The following is an 18,994-nucleotide window of genomic DNA, read 5'->3' on the forward strand; positions in this document are numbered from 1 at the left end:
GTCCGCGTCGACGACGACGCACCGACCCAGGGAGCACGCATGACCACGACCGCACCGACCCCGGCCACGACGACGGTGGCCGACACCCCGACGGTGACGCGGCCGACCGGGACGGTCCGCCCCAGCGGCGGCGGGCACCCGGCCCCGCGCCACCCGCGCCCGGGCACGGTGGACGCGCACGTGGACGTCCCCGGGCTCACGGACGTGCTGCTCGGCCGGTACGCCGACCTGCGGCGTGGCGCGCGCGGGGTGATCGCGGACCCGCGGTTCCAGCGCGAGGAGGGCCTCGGCGTCGCGGAGCACCGGGAGCGCGTGCTCGACCAGCTCCGCACCCTGGCGGCCGAGGGCGACGTGCTGCGCGCGTTCCCGACGCGGCTCGGCGGGGCCGACGACCACGGCGGCAGCCTCGCCCGGTTCGAGGAGCTCGTCGCCGCCGACCCGTCGCTGCAGATCAAGGCGGGCGTGCAGTGGGGCCTGTTCGCGTCGGCGATCCTGCACCTGGGCACCGAGAGCCACCACGACCGGTTCCTGCCCGGGGCGATGTCCGTGGCCGTCCCCGGGGCGTTCGCGATGACGGAGACCGGCCACGGGTCCGACGTCGCGAGCATCGGCACCACGGCGACCTACGACCCCGCGACGCAGGAGTTCGTGCTGCACACCCCCTTCCGGGCGGCGTGGAAGGACTACCTCGGCAACGCCGGGAAGCACGGCACCGCGGCGGTCGTGTTCGCGCAGCTGGTCAGCCAGGGCCCGGAGGACCGCCGGCCCGTCAACCACGGCGTGCACGCGTTCTACGTGCCGATCCGCGACCCGGAGACCGGGGAGTTCCTGCCGGGCGTCGGCGGCGAGGACGACGGCCTCAAGGGCGGGCTCAACGGCATCGACAACGGCCGGCTCTGGTTCGACCGCGTCCGCGTCCCGCGCGCCGACCTGCTCGACCGGTACGGCTCCGTCGCCGCGGACGGCACGTACGCGTCGCCGATCGCCAGCCCCGGCCGCCGGTTCTTCACCATGCTCGGCACGCTCGTCCAGGGCCGCGTCTCCCTGGACGGCGCCGCCGTGAACGCCGCGAAGCTCGGGCTGATCACCGCCGTCACGTACGGGAACCAGCGCCGCCAGTTCGCCGGGGCGTCTCCGACGGAGGAGGTCGTGCTGCTCGACTACGCCGAGCACCGCCGGCGGCTGCTGCCGCTGCTCGCCGAGACGTACGCCGCGACGTTCGCGCACGAGCACCTGCTCGCCGCGTTCGACGACGTGTTCTCCGGCCGCGACGACACCCCGGAGTCCCGCGAGGAGCTGGAGACGCTCGCCGCCGCGCTGAAGCCGACGTCCACCTGGCACGCCCTGCACACGCTGCAGACCTGCCGGGAGGCGTGCGGCGGCGCCGGGTTCCTCACGGCGAACCGCCTGACGTCGCTGCGCGCGGACCTCGACGTGTACGTCACCTTCGAGGGCGACAACACCGTCCTCTACCAGCTCGTCGGCAAGCGGCTGCTCACCCGCTACGGCCAGCAGGTCGGCGGCGACCCGGCCGTGCTGGCCCGGCTGGTCGCGGGCAAGGCCGCCGACGCGGCGCTCCACCGCATGCCCCTGGCCCGCGCCGTGCAGACGCTGGTCGACGCCGGCGACGCGCGCCGGTCCGCCGGGCAGCTCCGCGACCCGCGCACCCAGCGCGACCTGCTCGCGGACCGCGTCGCGACGATGGTCGCCGAGCTCGCGCAGGCGCTCCGGCCGGCCCGCCGCGCCGCCCCCGAGGTCGCGGCCGAGCTGTTCGACGCGCACCAGCACGAGCTCGTCGAGGCCGCCCGCGCGCACGCCGAGCTCCTGCAGTGGGAGGCCTTCACCCGGGCGCTCGACACCGTGCCCGACCCCGGGACGCGCCAGGTGCTCACGTGGCTGCGGGACCTGTTCGGGCTCACCGTGATCGAGCGGCACCTGGCCTGGTACCTGGTCAACGGCCGGCTGTCGGCGGGCCGGGCGCGGACGGTCACGTCGTACATCGAGCGGCTGCTGGTCCGGCTGCGGCCGCACGCGCAGGACCTGGTGGACGCCTTCGGGTACGGGCCGGAGCACGTGCGGGCCGAGATCGCGTCGGGCGCCGAGGCGGCCCGGCAGGACGAGGCCCGGGAGTTCCAGCGCGCCGCCCGGGCCTCGGGCACGGACCCCGTCCCGGAGCCGAAGCCGTCCCGCTGACGGCCCCCGGCTCCCTGCGGGCAGGCGGCGCGTCAGACCGCCGGGAGCTGGGGGACCGCCGCGAGCAGGCGGCGGGTGTACGGCTCGCGCGGGTCCGCGAGGACGTCCGCCGTGGCGCCCTCCTCGACCACGCGGCCGTGGTGCAGCACGACGGTGCGCTCGCACAGCCGCCCGACGATCGCGATGTCGTGGGACACCAGCACCAGGGTCAGCCCCTGCTCGGCGGCGAGGCGCTGCAGCAGGTCGACGACCTGCCCGCGGACGGAGACGTCGAGGGCGCTGACCGGCTCGTCGGCGACCAGCACCGACGGCGACGGCGCCAGGGCCCGGGCGATCGCGATGCGCTGGCGCTGCCCGCCCGAGAACTGGGCGGGGTACCGCGACGCGACCTCGGGGTCGAGGCCGACCGACGCCAGCACCGACGCCACGCGCGCCCGGTGGTCGCCGGGGACCTTCAGCGAGCGCAGCGGCTCCGCCACCACGGCGCCGACCCGCATGCGGGGGTCGAGCGACGAGCGCGGGTCCTGGAACACCGGCTGCACGTCCGCACGCAGCCGGCGCAGCAGCCCGCGGTCGCGGCGGTCGAGGGGCTCGCCGCGGTACCGGACGGCGCCGGACGTCGGGGAGTCGAGCCCGAGCAGCAGCCGCAGGAGCGTCGACTTGCCGGACCCGGACTCGCCGACGATCCCGATGCTGCGCCCCGCCTCGACGCGCACGCCCACGCCGTCGAGCGCGCGCGTCGCGCCGAAGGCGCGGGTGACGTCGGCGGCCTCGAGCAGGGGGGTGGTCATCGGGGGTCCTCCTCGGCAGCGGTGGCGTCGCCGGCGCCCGCGGGCCCCGGCAGCCCCGTGACGGCCCGCGCCGCGGCGACGAGCTGCCGGGTGTAGGCCGCGTCCCCGCCGGCGAGCGCCGACCCCACGGTCGTGTGCTCGACCACGCGGCCGTCGCGCATGACGACGAGGTCCCGGGCGACGCGGGCGACGACGGGCAGGTCGTGCGAGACGAACACCAGGGCCACGCCGGTGCGGTCCACCAGGTCGTCCAGCAGGTCGAGCACCTCGGCCTGCACGGTCACGTCGAGCGCGGTGGTCGGCTCGTCGGCCAGGAGCACGCGCGGCTCGCACGCCAGGGCCATGGCCAGGGCGACGCGCTGCCGCTGCCCGCCGGACAGCTGCCACGGGTAGGAGCGCAGGATCCGCTCGGTGTCGTCCAGGTGCACGAGCCGGGCGAGCCGGGCGGCCTCGTCCCGGGCGGCCGACCCGCGCAGCCCGCGGTGCAGCCGCAGGGGGCCGGTGATCTGGCGCCCGACGGTCATCAGCGGGTCGAGGGCGGTGAGCGGCTCCTGGAACACCATCGCGACCTGGGCGCCGCGCACGCGGGCGAGCCGCCGCGGCGGCAGCGTCAGCAGGTCCGTGCCGTCCAGCAGCACCCGGCCCGTGGCGCGCATCCCGTCGGGCAGCAGGCCCAGCACGGCCAGGGCGGTCATGGACTTGCCGGACCCCGACTCCCCGACGACCCCGAGCCGTCCGCCGGCGTCGAGCGACCAGGACACGCCGTCGAGCAGGGCGCGCCCGCCGGACGTCGTGACGGTGAGGTCCTCCACGGACAGCAGCGGGGTCATCGGTCGCCTCGCAGGCTCGGGTCGGTGCGCTCGCGGATGCCGTCGCCGAGCAGGTTCAGGCCGAGCACGGTGACGACGATGGCGAGACCCGGCAGGATCGCGCCCCAGGGCTGCACGAGCATCGTGGACTGCGCCTCGTGCAGCAGGCGGCCCCAGGACGCGTTGGGCGGCGGGGCGCCCAGCCCCAGGTACGACAGCGAGGCCTCGGCGAGGACGGCCCCGCCGCCGAGCAGCATGAGCTGGACCAGCAGCGTCGGCCACACGTTCGGGACGACGTGCCGCAGCACGGTGCCCCACCAGCCGGTGCCGGCGGCGTGGGCGGCGGTGACGTAGTCCTCGCGCAGCACGCGGGCGACGTTCACGCGGGTGACGCGGACGATGACGGCGGAGCCGGAGATGCCGATGGCCCAGACCGCCGACGACAGGGACGCGCCCCGGACGGTGACGATCAGCATGGCGAGCAGCAGGGTCGGGAAGGCGATCAGCAGGTCGACGGCGGACAGCAGCGTGACGTCGACCCAGCGGCGGGTGGCCCCGGCCAGCAGGCCGATCAGGACGCCGAGCACCCCGGCGACGACCATGGACGCCACCGCGACGACCAGCGCGTTCCCCGCCCCGGTCATCAGCTGGCTGAGCAGGTCCCGGCCGAGCCGGTCGGTCCCGCCCCAGTGCGCGGCGCTCGGGCCCGCGAGGCGCTCGCCGGTGCCGGTGTCGTCGAGCGCGTACGGCGTCCACACCAGGGACACGAGGCCGACCAGCGCGACGAGGCCGACCAGCACGGCCCCGGCGGCGAGCGACGGCGGCAGGCCGCGCCGGCGGCGGGCGGGGGCACCGGACCGGTCGGTGCCGGCCGGGTCGGTCCCGGTCGCGAGCGGCGCGGTGGTGGCGAGCTCGGTCACGCGGCCACCTCCCGCGTCGCGCGCAGGCGCGGGTCGATCGCCCGCTGCCCGAGGTCGACCAGCGCGTTGGTGACCAGCACGACGGCGGTCAGCGCCAGCACCAGCGCCTGCACGACGGGCAGGTCCCGCGAGGTCACGGAGTCGAGCAGCAGGGTGCCGAGCCCCGGCAGGGCGAACACGTTCTCGATGACGACGGCCCCCAGCAGGGAGGTCGCGAGCTCGATGCCGAGGATCGCGACGACCGGGACGGCGGCGTTGCGCAGGCCGTGCCGCGCGAGCGCGTGCCACCGCCCGTACCCGAGCGACCGCGCCGTGCGCAGGTAGTCCTGGTCGAGCACGTCGAGGGTCGCGGACCGCACGTACCGGACCATCACGGCGGACATGGCGATCGCCACGGTGACGACCGGCAGCACCAGCGACCGCACGGCCGCCGCCGGGTCGGCCCAGCCCTCCCGCGGGAACCCGCCCGCGGGGAGCCAGCCGAGCTGCAGGGCGAACACCAGCACCAGCAGGACGCCCACCCAGAAGACGGGGACGGCGACGCCGAGCTGGGACACGGCCGACACGCCCACCCCGACCGGCCCGCGCCGGTGCACCGCGGCGAGCACGCCGAGGGGCACCGACACGAGCACGGCCAGGACGAACGCGGACACGCTGAGCGGCACCGTGATCGGCAGCTTCTGCGCGATCAGGTCCGCCACGGGGAGCCGGGACACGAACGACGTGCCCAGGTCGCCCCGGAGGAGCTGCGACACCCACTGCAGGTACTGCGTCACCACCGGCTGGTCCGTCCCGAGCTCGCTGCGGAGCTGCTCGAGCTGGTCGGCGGTGGTGCCCACGCCCAGCGAGGTGCCCGCGCTGTCGCCCGGCAGCAGCCGGAGGACGACGAACACGAGCACGCTCGCCAGGACCAGGGAGATCAGCAGGGAGCCGATCCGGAGCAGCAGGAGTCGCACGGGGTCAGGACTCCCGGACGATGTCGGCGACGTAGAACGACTCGGTCACCTGGTCGACGGGGAAGCCGGTGATCTCGGCACGGGCGACGCGGATCTGCGGGTCGAGGTACAGCCACGCGGAGGCCGCCTCCTCGCCGATCGTCTCGTTCACCTGGGTGAGCAGGTCGACCTGCTCCTCCTCGGTCGCCGCCTGGTCGGCCTGCGCGACGAGCTCCTGCACCTGCGGGTTGTCGTAGCCCCAGTAGAAGTCGGGGTTCGCGTACCAGAGCACGTCGCGCGGGTTCACGTGGCCCATGAGGGTCGTGGTGAAGTCGTGGTCCGTGTAGACCTTCTGGTACCAGGTGGCGTCGTCGATCGGGTTCGGCGTGAGCGTCACCCCGACGGCCTCGAGGTTCTTGGTCAGCAGCGCGAGGATCGCCTCGGTGGTGTCGTCCGGGATGTAGTCCACGGAGATCTCCAGGTCGCTGACCCCGGCCTCGGCGAGCAGCGCCTCGGCGGCGTCCGGGTCGTAGGCGTGCACGTCGGCCTGGTCGACGAACCACGGGTCGGTCGGCGGGACCATCGAGCCGATGACCTGGCCGTAGCCGTCCCACACCGCCGAGAGGATGGCCTCGCGGTCGACGGCCTTGTACAGCGCCTGGCGGACCCGGACGTCGTCGAACGGCGCGACGCGGTCGTTGAACGCCCACAGCTGCTTGGTGGTCGACGTGCCCTCGGTGATCGTGAAGTCCGGGTTGTCCTCGAACTGCACGAGCTGGTCCGGGGAGTCCTCCGCGATGACGAGGTCCAGGTCACCGGTGAGCAGCGCGTTGTTCAGCGCGGTCGTGTCCTGGAAGAACCGGAAGGTCACGCCGGCGTTCTTCGCGGGCTCGCCCCAGTAGTCGTCGTTCTTCTCGATGGTGAGGTGGTCGCCCTGCACCCACTCGACGAACCGGTACGGGCCGGTGCCGTTGTCCGTCGTCAGCTCGGTGTCGCCGTCCTTCACCACGGTGACCGACGCCAGGTAGAACGTGAGGCCCTGCGACGGGCGCGACAGGTCGAGCTGCACGGTCGCGTCGTCCACGGCGGTCGCCTGCTGGATGACGAGCAGGTCGCTCTTGCGCGCCGACTTCGACTCCGGGCCGATGGCCTCGGAGATGCTCCACACGACGTCGTCCGCGGTCAGCGGGGTGCCGTCGTGGAAGGTCACGTCCGGCTGCAGGTGGAAGGTGTAGGTCAGGCCGTCCTCGGACACGTCCCAGGACTCGGCGAGGGTCGGGATCACCTGCCCGTCGACGTCCACGGAGGTCAGCCCCTCGTAGACGTTGCGCGTCATGGTCTGGGAGACGCCGGACGACCCGCCGACGTTGCGCACCAGGCCGGTCGGCTCGTTCGTCGAGCCGATGACGATCTCTGCGGAGCCGTCGGCGGAGGCGGAGGAGCCGGCGGACGACCCGCCGGAGCCGGAGCCGCAGGCGGCCAGGGCCAGGGCGGCGACGACGGCCAGGGCGGCCCCGAGGGGGGCGCGGGATCGGCGGGATCTCACGATGGTGTCCTTCCGGAAGGTGCCCGGGCGTGCCGGGCGAGGGGTGGAGCAGGGCGGTGGGGGTCCGGCGGGCGGCTCCGCCGGGACGCTCCCGCCGCGGGCGGGCTCCGAGGGGCGGAACCGAGCCGTGCGGTCGGGAATTCCCGGGACGCGGGGACGCGGTGCGGGACCGCTGGGGCCGGCGGGCGTGCCGGGAGGGGCCGCGGGGCCCGCGCCGGCGACCGGGCCGCCCCGCGGCCCGGTCGCCGGGCGGCGAGGGGGCCGGGGCTCAGCGCGTCAGCGACGCGCGAGGGCGTTCAGCGACGACAACAGCACGCGGCGGTCGACAGGGGTCGACAGGCGCGGGTGCGTGCGGTGGCGGTCGTGTGGCGCATGGTGCGGTGACTGTAGCAACAACCGACCGGGGTGCAGGACGGTGCGTCCGCCATCCGGTCGCCGGGCCGCTCCCGGTCGACCCGTCACGCCGGGGTGCACGCTCACTCGGGGTTGCACAGCGCGGCGAGGGTCTGCAGCAGCCCGACGTCGGGCCGCCAGGGCTCCAGGTTCCAGCTCGCCTTGTCGGGGGCGCCGATGGTGTGGCAGGTCAGCTGGTCGTGCATGGCGGGCGTCCCCGCCTCCGGCACCTGCGCCACGAGCTGCGACCAGACCGCCTCCTCGCCGGCGCGACCGCCCGTCCGGGCCCACGTCGCGGGGACGACCGCGAGGCTGCGCCCGCCCTCGTCGTCGCGGTCCGACCACGTGGCGCCGCGCACCGCGGTGGCGGCCAGGGTGGCGGTGACCGTCCCGCCGGGCAGGGGCTCCACGCTGCCGTCGGTGCGCACCGGCACGACGACGGACCAGGCGAGCGTCCCGCCACCGTCGGCGTCGACCTGCACCCGCAGCCCGGACCCCGTGGCGACCCCGTCCAGGACGGGCGCGGTGACCGCGGCGACCGCGCGGCCGTCGCCGTCCCGCACGAGCGCGGACCCGTCCTCCAGCTCCTCCACCGTCGTGCCCGCGGGCGGGACCACCGTCAGGACCGGGACCACCGAGCCCGTCCCGCCGTCGGACACCGGCAGCGGTGCGGTCAGCACGACCGCGCCGTCCTCGTCGGGCGCGCCCGGGGCCTCGGGGAGCGGCGGCCACACCGCGAGCGTGACGTCGCCGACCGGGACGGCGGTGCCGGCCGCGCGGAGGCCGTCGGGGTCGGTCGGCGTGAGCCGCGCGTCGGTGCTCGCGCTCGGTTTGGCACCCGGCGCCTCGCTCGTCCCGCTCGTCGCGCGCGGTTCGGCCGGGCCGGTGCACGCGGCCAGCAGGGCGGTCACCGCGAGGGCGACGGCGAGCGGGGCGCGCGGGCGGCGGGTCACCGGCCCAGTGTGGCGGACCCCGGCGGGCGCGCGGCCCCCGGCGGGCCGTCAGCCCCCGGCGGTCCGTCAGCCCCCGGCGGTCCGGCGGGCGCGGCGTCCCGCCAGGTGTACCCGGCGCCCCGCAGGGCCTCCGCGAGCACCGCCGCCGGGACGGCGGTCCGGACGCGGGCCAGCTCGGTCCCGTTCGAGGCGAGCAGCACGAGCGCCTTGTCGTCGTGCAGCGCCTCGCGCACGTCGGCCCGCGGGTACGCGCGCCGGCTCGACCGCCGGGTCACGACGACCTCGTCCCGCGACACGTCGATCCGCGGCTCCTTGCCCAGGTCGTCGGCCGCGGCCAGCGCGCCGAGCACCGCGCCGGCCGCGACCAGCGCGACCGGGCCCCAGCCGCCCCAGCCGTCCACGACCCGGTCGATCGTCTCGATCGCTCCGCGCCACGGGACGAACGCGAGCGACAGCAGCCAGTCGCGGGCCAGGTGCAGGAGCAGCCCGGCGACGGCCCCGCCGCCGGCGAGCAGGACGTAGGTGAGCACGACGTCCTGCCGGGGCACCCGGAGCTCGGCGGTGCCCGTCGGCGGGTGCGGGAGCTCGGTCATGCGGCGAGCGTAGGAACGGGCCGGGGGCGCGCACATCCGCCTTTCTGCGGAGCCGGGGTGCCGTGCGGGGGAGGCGCGGGGGAGGCGCGCACCGCGGCCGCCGGCCGCGCGGGCTGCGGGACGGTGCACGCCGGCGGCGCCGGTAGCCTTGTGCCGTCTGACGACGCCCGCCCCGCCCGGTCGCGCCCGGCGCCTGCACCTGCGCAGGCCGCGGCGCCCGGGCCACCAGCCCGAGGGATTCGATGACCAGCGCGCCCACCTCGCAGCAGCCCGCATCGCCCGGCCAGCCCGCGCCCGACCGGCCCGCCGGGCACGTCTCGGACACGGTCGAGCACGCCGCGGCCACCCCGGAGGCCGCGCAGCCGTTCGCGGAGCTCGGCCTCAAGCCCGACGAGTACCAGCGCATCCGCGACATCCTCGGCCGCCGCCCCACCGCCGCCGAGCTCGCGATGTACTCCGTGATGTGGTCGGAGCACTGCTCCTACAAGTCCAGCAAGAACCACCTGCGGAAGTTCGGCGAGCGGGTCACCCCCGAGATGACCGAGCACCTGCTGGTCGGCATCGGCGAGAACGCCGGCGTGGTCGACATCGGCGACGGCTGGGCCGTGACGTTCAAGGTCGAGTCGCACAACCACCCGTCGTACGTCGAGCCGTACCAGGGCGCGGCGACCGGCGTCGGCGGCATCGTCCGCGACATCATCTCGATGGGCGCGCGCCCCGTGGCCGTCATGGACCAGCTGCGGTTCGGCGCGGTCGACCACCCGGACACCGCCCGCGTCGTGCACGGCGTCGTGTCGGGCGTCGGCGGCTACGGCAACTCCCTCGGCCTGCCGAACATCGGCGGCGAGCTGGTGTTCGACGCCTCCTACCAGGGCAACCCGCTGGTCAACGCGCTGTGCCTCGGCGTGCTGCGGCACGAGGACATCCACCTGGCGAACGCCTCGGGCGTGGGCAACAAGGTCGTCCTGTTCGGCGCGCGCACCGGGGGCGACGGCATCGGCGGCGCCTCGATCCTCGCGTCCGAGACCTTCGACGACACCAAGCCCTCGAAGCGCCCGTCGGTCCAGGTCGGCGACCCCTTCATGGAGAAGGTGCTCATCGAGTGCTGCCTGGAGCTCTACGCGGCCCGGGTGGTCGAGGGCATCCAGGACCTCGGCGCGGCCGGCATCTCCTGCGCGACGTCGGAGCTCGCGTCCAACGGCGACGGCGGCATGCACGTCGACCTCGAGAACGTGCTGCTGCGCGACCCCACCCTGACGGCCGGCGAGATCCTCATGTCGGAGTCGCAGGAGCGGATGATGGCGGTCGTCACCCCGGAGAAGCTCGACGAGTTCCTCGCGATCACGTCGAAGTGGGACGTCGAGACGGCCGTGATCGGCGAGGTGACCGGCACCGGGCGCCTGACCATCGACCACCACGGGCAGCGGATCGTCGACGTCGACCCGCGGACGGTCGCGCACGAGGGCCCGGTGTACGACCGGCCGTACTCGCGGCCCGACTGGCAGGACGCGCTGGTCGCGGACTCCGTGAGCACCCCCGAGGGCGCGTCCCGGTACGCCCGGCCCGCGACCCCGGCGGAGCTCCGCGCGACCGTGCTGGAGCTGCTCGCCTCGCCGAACCTCGCGTCGAAGGCGTGGGTCACCGACCAGTACGACCGGTTCGTGCAGGGCAACACCGCCCTCGCGCAGCCCGACGACTCCGGCGTGGTCCGGGTCGACGAGACCACCGGCCTCGGCGTGGCGCTCGCGACCGACGCGAACGGCCGGTACGCCAAGCTCGACCCGTACACCGGCGCGCAGCTGGCGCTCGCGGAGGCGTACCGCAACGTCGCCGCGTCGGGCGCCCGGCCGCTGGCCGTCACCGACTGCCTGAACTTCGGCAGCCCCGAGGACCCGGCGTCGATGTGGCAGCTGGTCCAGGCGATCGAGGGCCTCGCCGACGGCTGCGCGACGCTGTCGGTGCCCGTCACCGGCGGCAACGTCTCGCTCTACAACGGCACCGGTGAGCCCGGCAAGATCGACTCCGCGATCCACCCGACGCCCGTCGTCGGCGTGCTCGGCGTGATCGACGACGTCGCGGAGGCCACGCCGTCCGGCTGGACCACCGCCGGGCAGTCCGTGTACCTGCTCGGGACGACCCGGCCGGAGCTCGACGGCTCCGCGTGGGCGGACGTCGCGCACCAGCACCTCGGCGGCACCCCGCCGCGGGTGGACCTGGAGGCCGAGCGCCGGCTCGCCGAGGTCCTGGTCCGCGCGTCCCGCGACGACCTGGTCGACGCGGCCCACGACCTGTCGGAGGGCGGCCTGTCCCAGGCGCTCGTCGAGTCCTCGCTGCGCTACGGCGTGGGGGTGCAGGTCGACCTGGCCGCCCTGTGCGAGCGCGACGGCGTCACGCCCTTCGAGGCGCTGTTCTCCGAGTCGACCGCCCGCGCCATCGTGGCGGTGCCGCGCAGCGAGGCGGTCCGGTTCGAGGACCTGTGCACCGCGCAGGGCGTCCCGGCGCTGCGGATCGGCGTCACCGCCGAGACCTGCACCCCGGGCGCGGGCGCGCCGTCGCAGGAGCTCCCGGAGGACCACGTGCACGCCCCGGCGGTCGAGGTCACCGGGCTGTTCACGCTGCCGCTCGCCGAGGCCCGCGCGGCCCACGAGGCCACGCTGCCCCGCTACTTCGGCTGACGCGGGCCCGCGGGGCGGCGGAAATCCGCTCGCCCCGCGGGTCGTGCCGTCCCTAGCGTCGTCCGCATGACGACCGGGACGGTTCCCACCCCCACGGGGCGGGTGGTGCGCGTGGACAAGGGCGCGGTGCTCGTGCTGCCCGCAGAGGGCGGCGAGCCCGTGCGCGTCGCGCTGCCCCGGGGCGGCGCGGTGCCGCTGCTCGACCGCGCCGGCGCGCTCGTCGGCACCGTCCCGCCGGCGGTGGGGGACGGCGTCCTGCTCGGCGCGCACCCCGACGGCGCCCCGGCCCTGACCGCGCTGACCGAGCGCCGCACCGCGGTGGTCCGCGACGGCTCCGACCGCACCTCGCACACGCAGGTGCTGGCCGCCAACGTCGACGTCGTGCTGGTGGTCGAGCACCTGGACCCCGATCCCAGCCCCGGCCGGGTGGAGCGGCTGCTGACGCTCGCGTGGCGGTCCGGCGCGCTGCCGGTCGTCGTGCTGACCAAGGCCGACCTGGTGCCCGACCCCGGCGGGATGGCGGACGAGGTGCGCGCCGTCGCGATCGGCGCCGAGGTGCACGCGGTGAGCGTCACGACGGGCACCGGCCTCGAGCCCCTGCGCGCGCTGCTCACGCCGAGCACGACGCTGGTGGTCGTGGGGCCGTCGGGCGCGGGGAAGTCCACCCTGGTCAACGCCCTCGCCGGCGCGGAGGTCATGGCGACGGGCGACCGACGCGCCGACGGCCGGGGCCGGCACACCACGGTGCACCGGGAGCTCGTGCCGCTCGCCGGCGGGGCGTGCCTCATCGACACCCCCGGGCTGCGGGGCGTCGGGCTCGTCGCCGACGCGGAGTCGCTGGGCAGCACGTTCGCGGACGTCACGGAGCTCGCGGCGCGCTGCCGGTTCGCGGACTGCGCGCACCGCTCCGAGCCGGGCTGCGCCGTGCTCGCGGCGGTCGAGGACGGGACCCTGCCCGCCCGCCGGCTCGACTCCTGGCGACGGCTGGCCCGGGAGGCGGCCTTCCAGGAGCGGCGCGCGGACGCCCGGCTCGCGGCGTCGGAGCGGGCACGCGTCCGCCAGGCCACGGCCGCCTACCACCGGATGCAGCGCACGCGCCCCGCCCGCTGAGCGGCGAGAATGGCGGGATGCCACCGCGCCGCCGCACCGACCCCGCGGTCGGCCGGGCCGCCGTCGCCGCCTGGCGCGCCGACCCGACCGACCTCCGCGCCCGCCGCACCGCCGTGCGGTTCACCCTCGAGGAGCTCGCGGACGTCGCCCCCGGGCACACCGTCGAGGTGCGGGTGCCGCCGGACGGGGCCGTGCAGGCCGTCGAGGGCCCGCGGCACACCCGCGGCACCCCGCCGAACGTGGTCGAGACCGACCCGCAGACCTGGCTGGAGCTCGCGACGGGGGAGAGCACCTGGGGCGAGGCGCTCGACGCGGGCCGGGTGCGCGCGTCCGGCGAGCGCGCGGATCTCGCCCGCTGGCTCCCGCTGCAGGCGACCCGCGCCCGCGCCTGACCCGCGCGCCCCTCCCGCCCGCGCCCTGCCGTGCCCGGGCGCCCCTGCCCCGCCCCCTCACCCCCGCACCCCGCGCCCCCGCACCCCGCGCCCGCCCCGCGCCCCGCACCCCGCCCCTGCCCCGCGCCCCCGCCCCCGCCCCCTCACCCGGGTCGGACGTCGCCGAGACTGCAGCAGACGGGTGGTTCAGGGCCCTGAATCACCCTCTTGTGGAGTCTCGGCGCTCGGGGGCCGGGGAGGGGGCGAGGGAGGGGCAGGGCGAGGGCGAGGGCGGGGCGAGGGAGGTCAGCGGGAGAGGAGCTGCGTGGGGCCGCGCTCGGCGGTCAGGGCCCCGGAGGTGGCCGCCGCGAGCGCCGCGTCCAGCGCGTCCTGTGGCGCGGGCGGGCCGCGCAGGGTGACCGGCGCCTCCGCCCCGTACGCGCCGCCCTCCAGGGCCGCGTCGTCCCCGCCCGCCCAGTCGCGCAGCACCCCGTGGCGCCGGCCGGCGCCCGCGTGCGGGGCCTCGCCCGTCACCCGCGTCGCCGCGCTGCGCCGCCCCAGCCGGGCCAGGTCGAGCGCCTCGGACGTCGCGGTCGAGTAGGCCCGGACCAGCCCGCCGGCCCCGAGGAGCACGCCGCCGAAGTACCGGGTGACGACCACCACCACGTCCGTGAGGTCCCGGCGGCGCAGCACCTCCAGCATCGGGACCCCGGCGGTCCCCGACGGCTCCCCGTCGTCGGTCGAGCGCTGCTGCTCCGCGTGCGGGCCGACGACGAGGGCGACGCAGTGGTGCCGCGCGTCCCAGTACCGCTTCCGGACCGCGGCGACGACGGCGTCCGCCTCGGCCACCGACGCGACCGGGTGCACGAGGGCCAGGAACCGCGACTTCTTCACCACGAGCTCGTGCTCGACCGGCGCGGCGACGGTGGACGGGTACCGCGGGGCGGACTCGGCGGCGGCTCCCACCCCGCGAGCCTAGGGCCGCCCGGGGTCGCGGACGGCCGGGCGGCGGCGGGCGACCTAGGATCGGCGGGTGGCTGACGCGACCGACACCGGGCGACCCGACGACGAGACGGGCGCGGACCTGCCCGCGGAGCCGACGCCCGCGCAGCCGACGCCCGCGGAGCCGGCCCCCGTGGCGGTTCCGCGGCCCGAGCCGACCGAGGCCGAGCTGGCCCGCGTCGCCGAGCCCGCGCGCGTCCGCCGGGCACCGAAGGTCGGCGCGTTCATCACCGCGGGCGTCCTGCTCGGGGCGCTGCTGGGGCTGATCGCCGCCCTGCTCGTCGGGTCGTCGGACGCACCCTCGGACGGCACCGCGTTCATCAGCATCCTGGAGGGCGAGGGCGCCGTCCGGCTGCTCTCGGCGCTGCTCGGCGCGATCATCGGCGCGTTCGTCGGGGCGGGGCTGGCGGTGCTGGCGGACCGGCGCAGCGTGCGCCGCCGGGACGCCGGCCGGGGCTGACCCGACGCCGGCGGGGCGGCTCCGGGCGCGACCCGCCGACTCGGTCTCCCGCGGGGCCTGTGTCACCATGGAGTCGTGGCCCCCCGCGGAGACGGACTGCTCAATCACGACCTCTTGCCGAACGAGAAGGGACCCCAGGACGCGTGCGGCGTCTTCGGGGTCTGGGCTCCCGGCGAGGAGGTCGCCAAGCTCACCTACTTCGGGCTCTACGCCCTGCAGCACCGCGGGCAGGAGTCCGCGGGCATCGCGACGTCGAACGGCGAGCAGCTGCTCGTCTACAAGGACATGGGCCTCGTGTCCCAGGTCTTCGACGAGACCGCGCTGAACGCCCTGCACGGGCACATCGCCGTCGGGCACGCGCGCTACTCGACCACCGGTGGCAGCACCTGGGAGAACGCGCAGCCGACGCTCGGCGCGACCGCCGGCGGCACCGTGGCCCTCGCGCACAACGGCAACCTCACCAACACGGCCGAGCTGGTCGACCTGGTCGCGGAGCGGTACGGCGCCCAGCGCCGCGGCGAGCTCGCCCGCGGCAACACCACGGACACCGCGCTGGTGACGGCGCTGTTCGCCGGGGACCCCGACACGACGCTCGAGGAGACCGCGGTCGAGGTGCTGCCGCGGTTGCGCGGCGCGTTCAGCCTGGTGTGGATGGACGAGCACACCCTGTACGCCGCCCGCGACCCGCAGGGCGTGCGCCCGCTCGTGCTGGGCCGGCTGGAGCGCGGCTGGGTCGTCGCGAGCGAGACCCCGGCGCTCGACATCGTCGGCGCGTCGTTCGTCCGCGAGATCGAGCCGGGCGAGCTCGTCGCCATCGACGCGGACGGGCTGCGCACCCGCCGGTTCACCGAGCCGCAGCAGCGCGCCGGGTGCGTCTTCGAGTACGTGTACCTGGCCCGCCCGGACACCACGATCGCCGGCCGCTCCGTGCACGCCGCCCGCGTGGAGATGGGCCGCCGCCTCGCCCAGGAGCACCCCGTCGAGGCCGACCTCGTCATCCCCGTCCCGGAGTCGGGCACGCCCGCGGCCGTCGGCTACGCGCAGGCGTCGGGCATCCCGTTCGGGCAGGGCCTGACCAAGAACGCGTATGTCGGGCGGACCTTCATCCAGCCGTCCCAGACGCTGCGCCAGCTCGGGATCCGCCTCAAGCTCAACCCGCTGCGCGAGGTCATCCGCGGGAAGCGGCTCGTCGTCGTGGACGACTCGATCGTCCGTGGCAACACGCAGCGCGCGCTCATCCGGATGCTCCGGGAGGCCGGCGCCGCCGAGGTGCACGTGCGGATCAGCAGCCCGCCGGTGAAGTGGCCGTGCTTCTACGGCATCGACTTCGCGTCCCGCGCCGAGCTCATCGCCAACGGCCTGGCCGTCGAGGAGATCGGGTCCTCCCTGGGCGCCGACTCCCTCGGTTACATCTCCATGGACGCGATGGTCGCCGCCACCGAGCAGCCCGCCGCGCAGCTCTGCACCGCGTGCTTCTCCGGGAAGTACCCCATCGAGCTCCCGCCCGCCGACCGCCTCGGCAAGCACCTGCTGGAGCAGAGCGAGCTCCCGCTGGGCGCCCCGGAGGACGGGCTGGCGACGCTCGTGCCGGGCTCGGGCGGCGGCAACGCGCTGGAGCACCCGTGACCGCGGGCGGGCCGGGCGCCGGCGGCGTCACGTACGCCGCGGCCGGGGTCGACACCGAGGCCGGCGACCGCGCCGTCGAGCTGATGAAGGACGCCGTGCGCGCGACGCACGGGCCGCAGGTGCTGGGCGGGGTCGGCGGGTTCGCCGGGCTGTTCGACGCCTCCGCGCTCGTCGGCTACCGGCGGCCGCTGCTGGCCACCTCGACGGACGGCGTGGGCACGAAGGTCGCGATCGCGCAGGCGATGGACGTGCACGACACCATCGGCTTCGACCTCGTCGGCATGGTCGTCGACGACATCGTGGTCGTGGGCGCGAAGCCCTTGTTCATGACCGACTACATCGCGTGCGGCCGCGTGGTCCCCGAGCGGATCGCGGACGTCGTGCGCGGCATCGCGGCGGCCTGCTCGGTCGCCGGCACCGCGCTGGTGGGCGGCGAGACCGCCGAGCACCCCGGCCTGCTCGGGCCCGACGAGTACGACGTGGCGGGCGCGGCCACCGGCGTGGTCGAGGCCGACGCCCTGCTGGGCCCCGAGCGGGTGCGCGCGGGCGACGTCCTCGTCGCGCTCGGCTCGTCCGGCCTGCACTCCAACGGCTACTCCCTGGTGCGTCGCGTGGTCGAGGTGGCGGGCTGGACGCTGGACCGCGACGTGCCGGAGCTCGGCCGGACCCTCGGCGAGGAGCTCCTCGAGCCGACCCGGGTGTACGCGTCCGACTGCCTCGCGCTCGTCGAGCGCGCGGGCGGCGCGGTGCACGCCTTCAGCCACGTCACCGGCGGGGGCCTCGCGGCGAACGTCGCGCGCGTCCTGCCGGGCGGCCTGGTGGCGGACGTGCCCCGGGGCTCGTGGACGCTGCCGCCCGTCTTCTCGCTGGTGCAGGCCGCGGGCGGGGTGCCGTGGACGGACCTGGAGCGGACCCTGAACCTGGGCGTCGGCATGGTCGCGATCGTGGACGCCGCCGGTGCCGACGGGGTGCTGCGGCACGCGGCGGAGCTCGGGATGCAGGCGTGGACCCTCGGCGAGGTGCGCGCGCTTGACGCCGAGCGGGACGCGGCCGGCGGACCGGACCTGGTCGCGGGCACCAAGGGCGTGCAGGGCGGCGCGGTCCACCTCAGCGGGGCGTACCGGACGGCCTGAGGGCTCGCGACCGGCGCCGGCCCGTCGGACGGTGAGGTCGTCAGTCGCGCACGAGGTCGTCCCGCAGGACTGACGACCTCGTGCCGTGGTGACGACCTGGACCGCGCGGGCGGGTCGGCGGGCCGGCGCGGGTCGGCGGGACGGCCCGGACAGCACTCGGGTCGGCACCGCGGTCCTCGGGGGAGTGCGGTGCCGACCCGGCTGCCTGTGCGTGCCGCGTGCTCAGCGGCTGGCCGGTCTCACGCGCACGACGCGTCGACCGGCCGGAGATTCAGTGCTCGTCCACCCAGCGAGGGTAGTCATCACCCTCGTCGTCGGAGTCCTGGCGGCTGTCGGTGACGAGGTCGTTCCGACGCCCTGTGAGCTCCTGCTCCAAGGCCCGGTAGTTGGTGTCAGGGCTGAAGTACTTCAGCTCCCGCGCCACCTTCGTCTGCTTAGCCTTCTGACGGCCGCGCCCCATGGCATCGACCCCCTCTAACGTGGAAGCGGGGCGGCTCCGTGCTCACACGTGCGGCCCCGGGGTGCTGAATCGTCTGTTCGTGTCGCAACGGTACATGGTCCCGCGGCATTCCGACCACTCGCCGCCGGAGTGACGCCGCTCGCACGCCGGCGGCCGCTCGGCGCGGGTGCGACGGGGCGTGCGCGCCGCCGGGACCGGCACCGGCGCGACGTGCCGCCGGGCGCCGTCGGGAGGGTCCGGGCGGCCGGCCGCGACCCCGCGAGGCCTCCCGGGCGGTGCCGGCCTGTGATGTTCGCCACCGGCTGAGAGGGTGACGGGGTCGGGCCAGACGGGCGCCGCCCTTCACCCGCGGCCACCCGCCCGCCGCGGTCCCGCGGGCGAACTCCGTGGTCGCGGCGTCGCCCCGTCGCCCAGTCACAGCCGCTCGGACACGTTCGGGTGACCGTGCCCCGCCTGGCGACCCCCCGTTCGGCCCAGCGTGCCGACGCGCAGTCATGTCCACTTCGACCTAGAGTGTCCCAATAGTTACCGCTTGTCCGGAGATGGGACGTTGGTACTAGTTGCGAGAGTTCGATCGTGACAGAGTCGTCGCGGTGGGGGCGCTAGGGGGTAAGAGCGTGTTGAGGTCGCCGTCGCAGAGGCGCCCGGGCGTGGCCCGGGCACTGGTACCGAGGACGGCCCTGTTCCAGACAGATCCGACGGCGGGCCCGCAGGCCGGCCGTCACCGCCAGGACAGCACCCCGGAGGTCTGACGTGTCCGCCCCCCACACCGAGAACGAGATCCTGCTCACCCCGTCTGAGGTCGCGACCCTGTTCCGGGTCGATCCCAAGACCGTGACCCGGTGGGCCAAGTCCGGCAAGCTCTCGTCGATCCGCACGCTCGGCGGTCACCGCCGGTACCGGGAGACCGAGGTGCGCGAGCTCCTCGGCGGCATCCCCGGCCAGCGCGACGACTCCTGACGCCGGACCGCTGACGCGCCGGCACCGGCCGCGCCGGCGCTGACGTCGTCGAGCCCGCGTCGTC

At 76.1% G+C, this 18,994-nt stretch carries 17 protein-coding genes; 8 read left to right on the forward strand and 9 right to left on the reverse strand.

Annotated features, from left to right (window positions below; genetic code table 11):
• Positions 1-39 precede the first annotated feature (39 nt).
• Complete coding sequence (locus tag QNH85_RS17375) at positions 40-2,193, forward strand: acyl-CoA dehydrogenase family protein (protein WP_282948423.1); 2,154 nt, start codon at positions 40-42, stop codon at positions 2,191-2,193.
• A gap of 32 nt (positions 2,194-2,225) precedes the next feature.
• Here the strand turns inward: QNH85_RS17375 and QNH85_RS17380 are convergent, their stop codons facing one another.
• The 7 genes from QNH85_RS17380 to QNH85_RS17410 form a co-directional block, all read right to left on the reverse strand.
• The gene (locus QNH85_RS17380; protein WP_282948425.1) at positions 2,226-2,984 is read right to left on the reverse strand and encodes an ABC transporter ATP-binding protein; all 759 of its coding nucleotides are present in this window, start codon (positions 2,982-2,984) and stop codon (positions 2,226-2,228) included.
• Complete coding sequence (locus QNH85_RS17385; RefSeq protein WP_282948427.1) at positions 2,981-3,814, reverse strand: ATP-binding cassette domain-containing protein; 834 nt, start codon at positions 3,812-3,814, stop codon at positions 2,981-2,983. The genes QNH85_RS17380 and QNH85_RS17385 overlap by 4 nt, the downstream gene beginning before the upstream one ends.
• Positions 3,811-4,713: an ABC transporter permease gene (locus QNH85_RS17390; protein WP_282948429.1), complete on the reverse strand. Its 903-nt coding sequence runs from the start codon at positions 4,711-4,713 to the stop codon at positions 3,811-3,813. Before QNH85_RS17390 ends, QNH85_RS17385 begins: the two co-directional genes overlap by 4 nt.
• Positions 4,710-5,669, reverse strand: a complete 960-nt coding sequence (locus QNH85_RS17395) for an ABC transporter permease (protein ID WP_282948431.1) — start codon at positions 5,667-5,669, stop codon at positions 4,710-4,712. Before QNH85_RS17395 ends, QNH85_RS17390 begins: the two co-directional genes overlap by 4 nt.
• A 4-nt stretch (positions 5,670-5,673) precedes the next feature.
• Entirely contained in the window at positions 5,674-7,194 is a 1,521-nt protein-coding gene (locus QNH85_RS17400) for an ABC transporter substrate-binding protein (protein WP_282948433.1), read from the reverse strand.
• Positions 7,195-7,670: 476 nt separating this feature from the next.
• Positions 7,671-8,540 carry a DUF2599 domain-containing protein gene (locus QNH85_RS17405; protein WP_282948435.1) on the reverse strand — a complete coding sequence of 290 codons (870 nt, stop codon included), beginning with the start codon at positions 8,538-8,540 and terminating at the stop codon, positions 7,671-7,673.
• Positions 8,537-9,133 carry a YqeB family protein gene (locus QNH85_RS17410; RefSeq protein WP_282948437.1) on the reverse strand — a complete coding sequence of 199 codons (597 nt, stop codon included), beginning with the start codon at positions 9,131-9,133 and terminating at the stop codon, positions 8,537-8,539. Before QNH85_RS17410 ends, QNH85_RS17405 begins: the two co-directional genes overlap by 4 nt.
• Positions 9,134-9,375: 242 nt before the next feature.
• On the opposite strand from QNH85_RS17410, the gene purL reads away from it, so the two are divergent.
• From purL to QNH85_RS17425, 3 genes are all read left to right on the forward strand, one after another.
• A complete protein-coding gene (gene purL, locus QNH85_RS17415; RefSeq protein WP_282948439.1) occupies positions 9,376-11,808 on the forward strand; it encodes a phosphoribosylformylglycinamidine synthase subunit PurL in 2,433 nt (810 codons plus the stop codon).
• 66 nt (positions 11,809-11,874) lie between these two features.
• A complete protein-coding gene (gene rsgA, locus QNH85_RS17420; protein WP_282948440.1) occupies positions 11,875-12,918 on the forward strand; it encodes a ribosome small subunit-dependent GTPase A in 1,044 nt (347 codons plus the stop codon).
• 17 nt (positions 12,919-12,935) lie between these two features.
• Positions 12,936-13,310 carry a sterol carrier family protein gene (locus QNH85_RS17425; protein WP_282948441.1) on the forward strand — a complete coding sequence of 125 codons (375 nt, stop codon included), beginning with the start codon at positions 12,936-12,938 and terminating at the stop codon, positions 13,308-13,310.
• 285 nt (positions 13,311-13,595) lie between these two features.
• Here QNH85_RS17425 and QNH85_RS17430 read toward each other — a convergent pair whose 3' ends face one another.
• Positions 13,596-14,255, reverse strand: a complete 660-nt coding sequence (locus QNH85_RS17430) for an IMPACT family protein (protein WP_282948442.1) — start codon at positions 14,253-14,255, stop codon at positions 13,596-13,598.
• Between the two features lie 67 nt (positions 14,256-14,322).
• Between QNH85_RS17430 and QNH85_RS17435 the strand changes: the two genes are divergently transcribed.
• From QNH85_RS17435 to purM, 3 genes are all read left to right on the forward strand, one after another.
• Positions 14,323-14,751, forward strand: coding sequence for a histidine kinase (locus QNH85_RS17435; RefSeq protein ID WP_282948444.1), 429 nt, complete (start codon positions 14,323-14,325; stop codon positions 14,749-14,751).
• A gap of 75 nt (positions 14,752-14,826) precedes the next feature.
• Complete coding sequence (gene purF / locus QNH85_RS17440) at positions 14,827-16,377, forward strand: amidophosphoribosyltransferase (RefSeq protein ID WP_282948446.1); 1,551 nt, start codon at positions 14,827-14,829, stop codon at positions 16,375-16,377.
• Entirely contained in the window at positions 16,374-17,510 is a 1,137-nt protein-coding gene (purM, locus tag QNH85_RS17445; RefSeq protein WP_282948448.1) for a phosphoribosylformylglycinamidine cyclo-ligase, read from the forward strand. The genes purF and purM overlap by 4 nt, the downstream gene beginning before the upstream one ends.
• Before the next feature lie 271 nt (positions 17,511-17,781).
• On the opposite strand, the gene QNH85_RS17450 is transcribed toward purM, so the two are convergent.
• Positions 17,782-17,970 (reverse strand): DUF3073 domain-containing protein, encoded by a 189-nt coding sequence (locus QNH85_RS17450; protein ID WP_213282718.1) that lies wholly within the window; start codon positions 17,968-17,970, stop codon positions 17,782-17,784.
• A 753-nt stretch (positions 17,971-18,723) separates the two neighbouring features.
• Here QNH85_RS17450 and QNH85_RS17455 point away from each other — a divergent pair.
• Entirely contained in the window at positions 18,724-18,930 is a 207-nt protein-coding gene (locus tag QNH85_RS17455) for a BldC family transcriptional regulator (protein ID WP_213282719.1), read from the forward strand.
• Positions 18,931-18,994 lie beyond the last annotated feature (64 nt).

The organism is Cellulomonas endometrii, from assembly GCF_949769265.1.
Taxonomy (GTDB): Bacteria; Actinomycetota; Actinomycetes; order Actinomycetales; family Cellulomonadaceae; genus Cellulomonas; species Cellulomonas endometrii.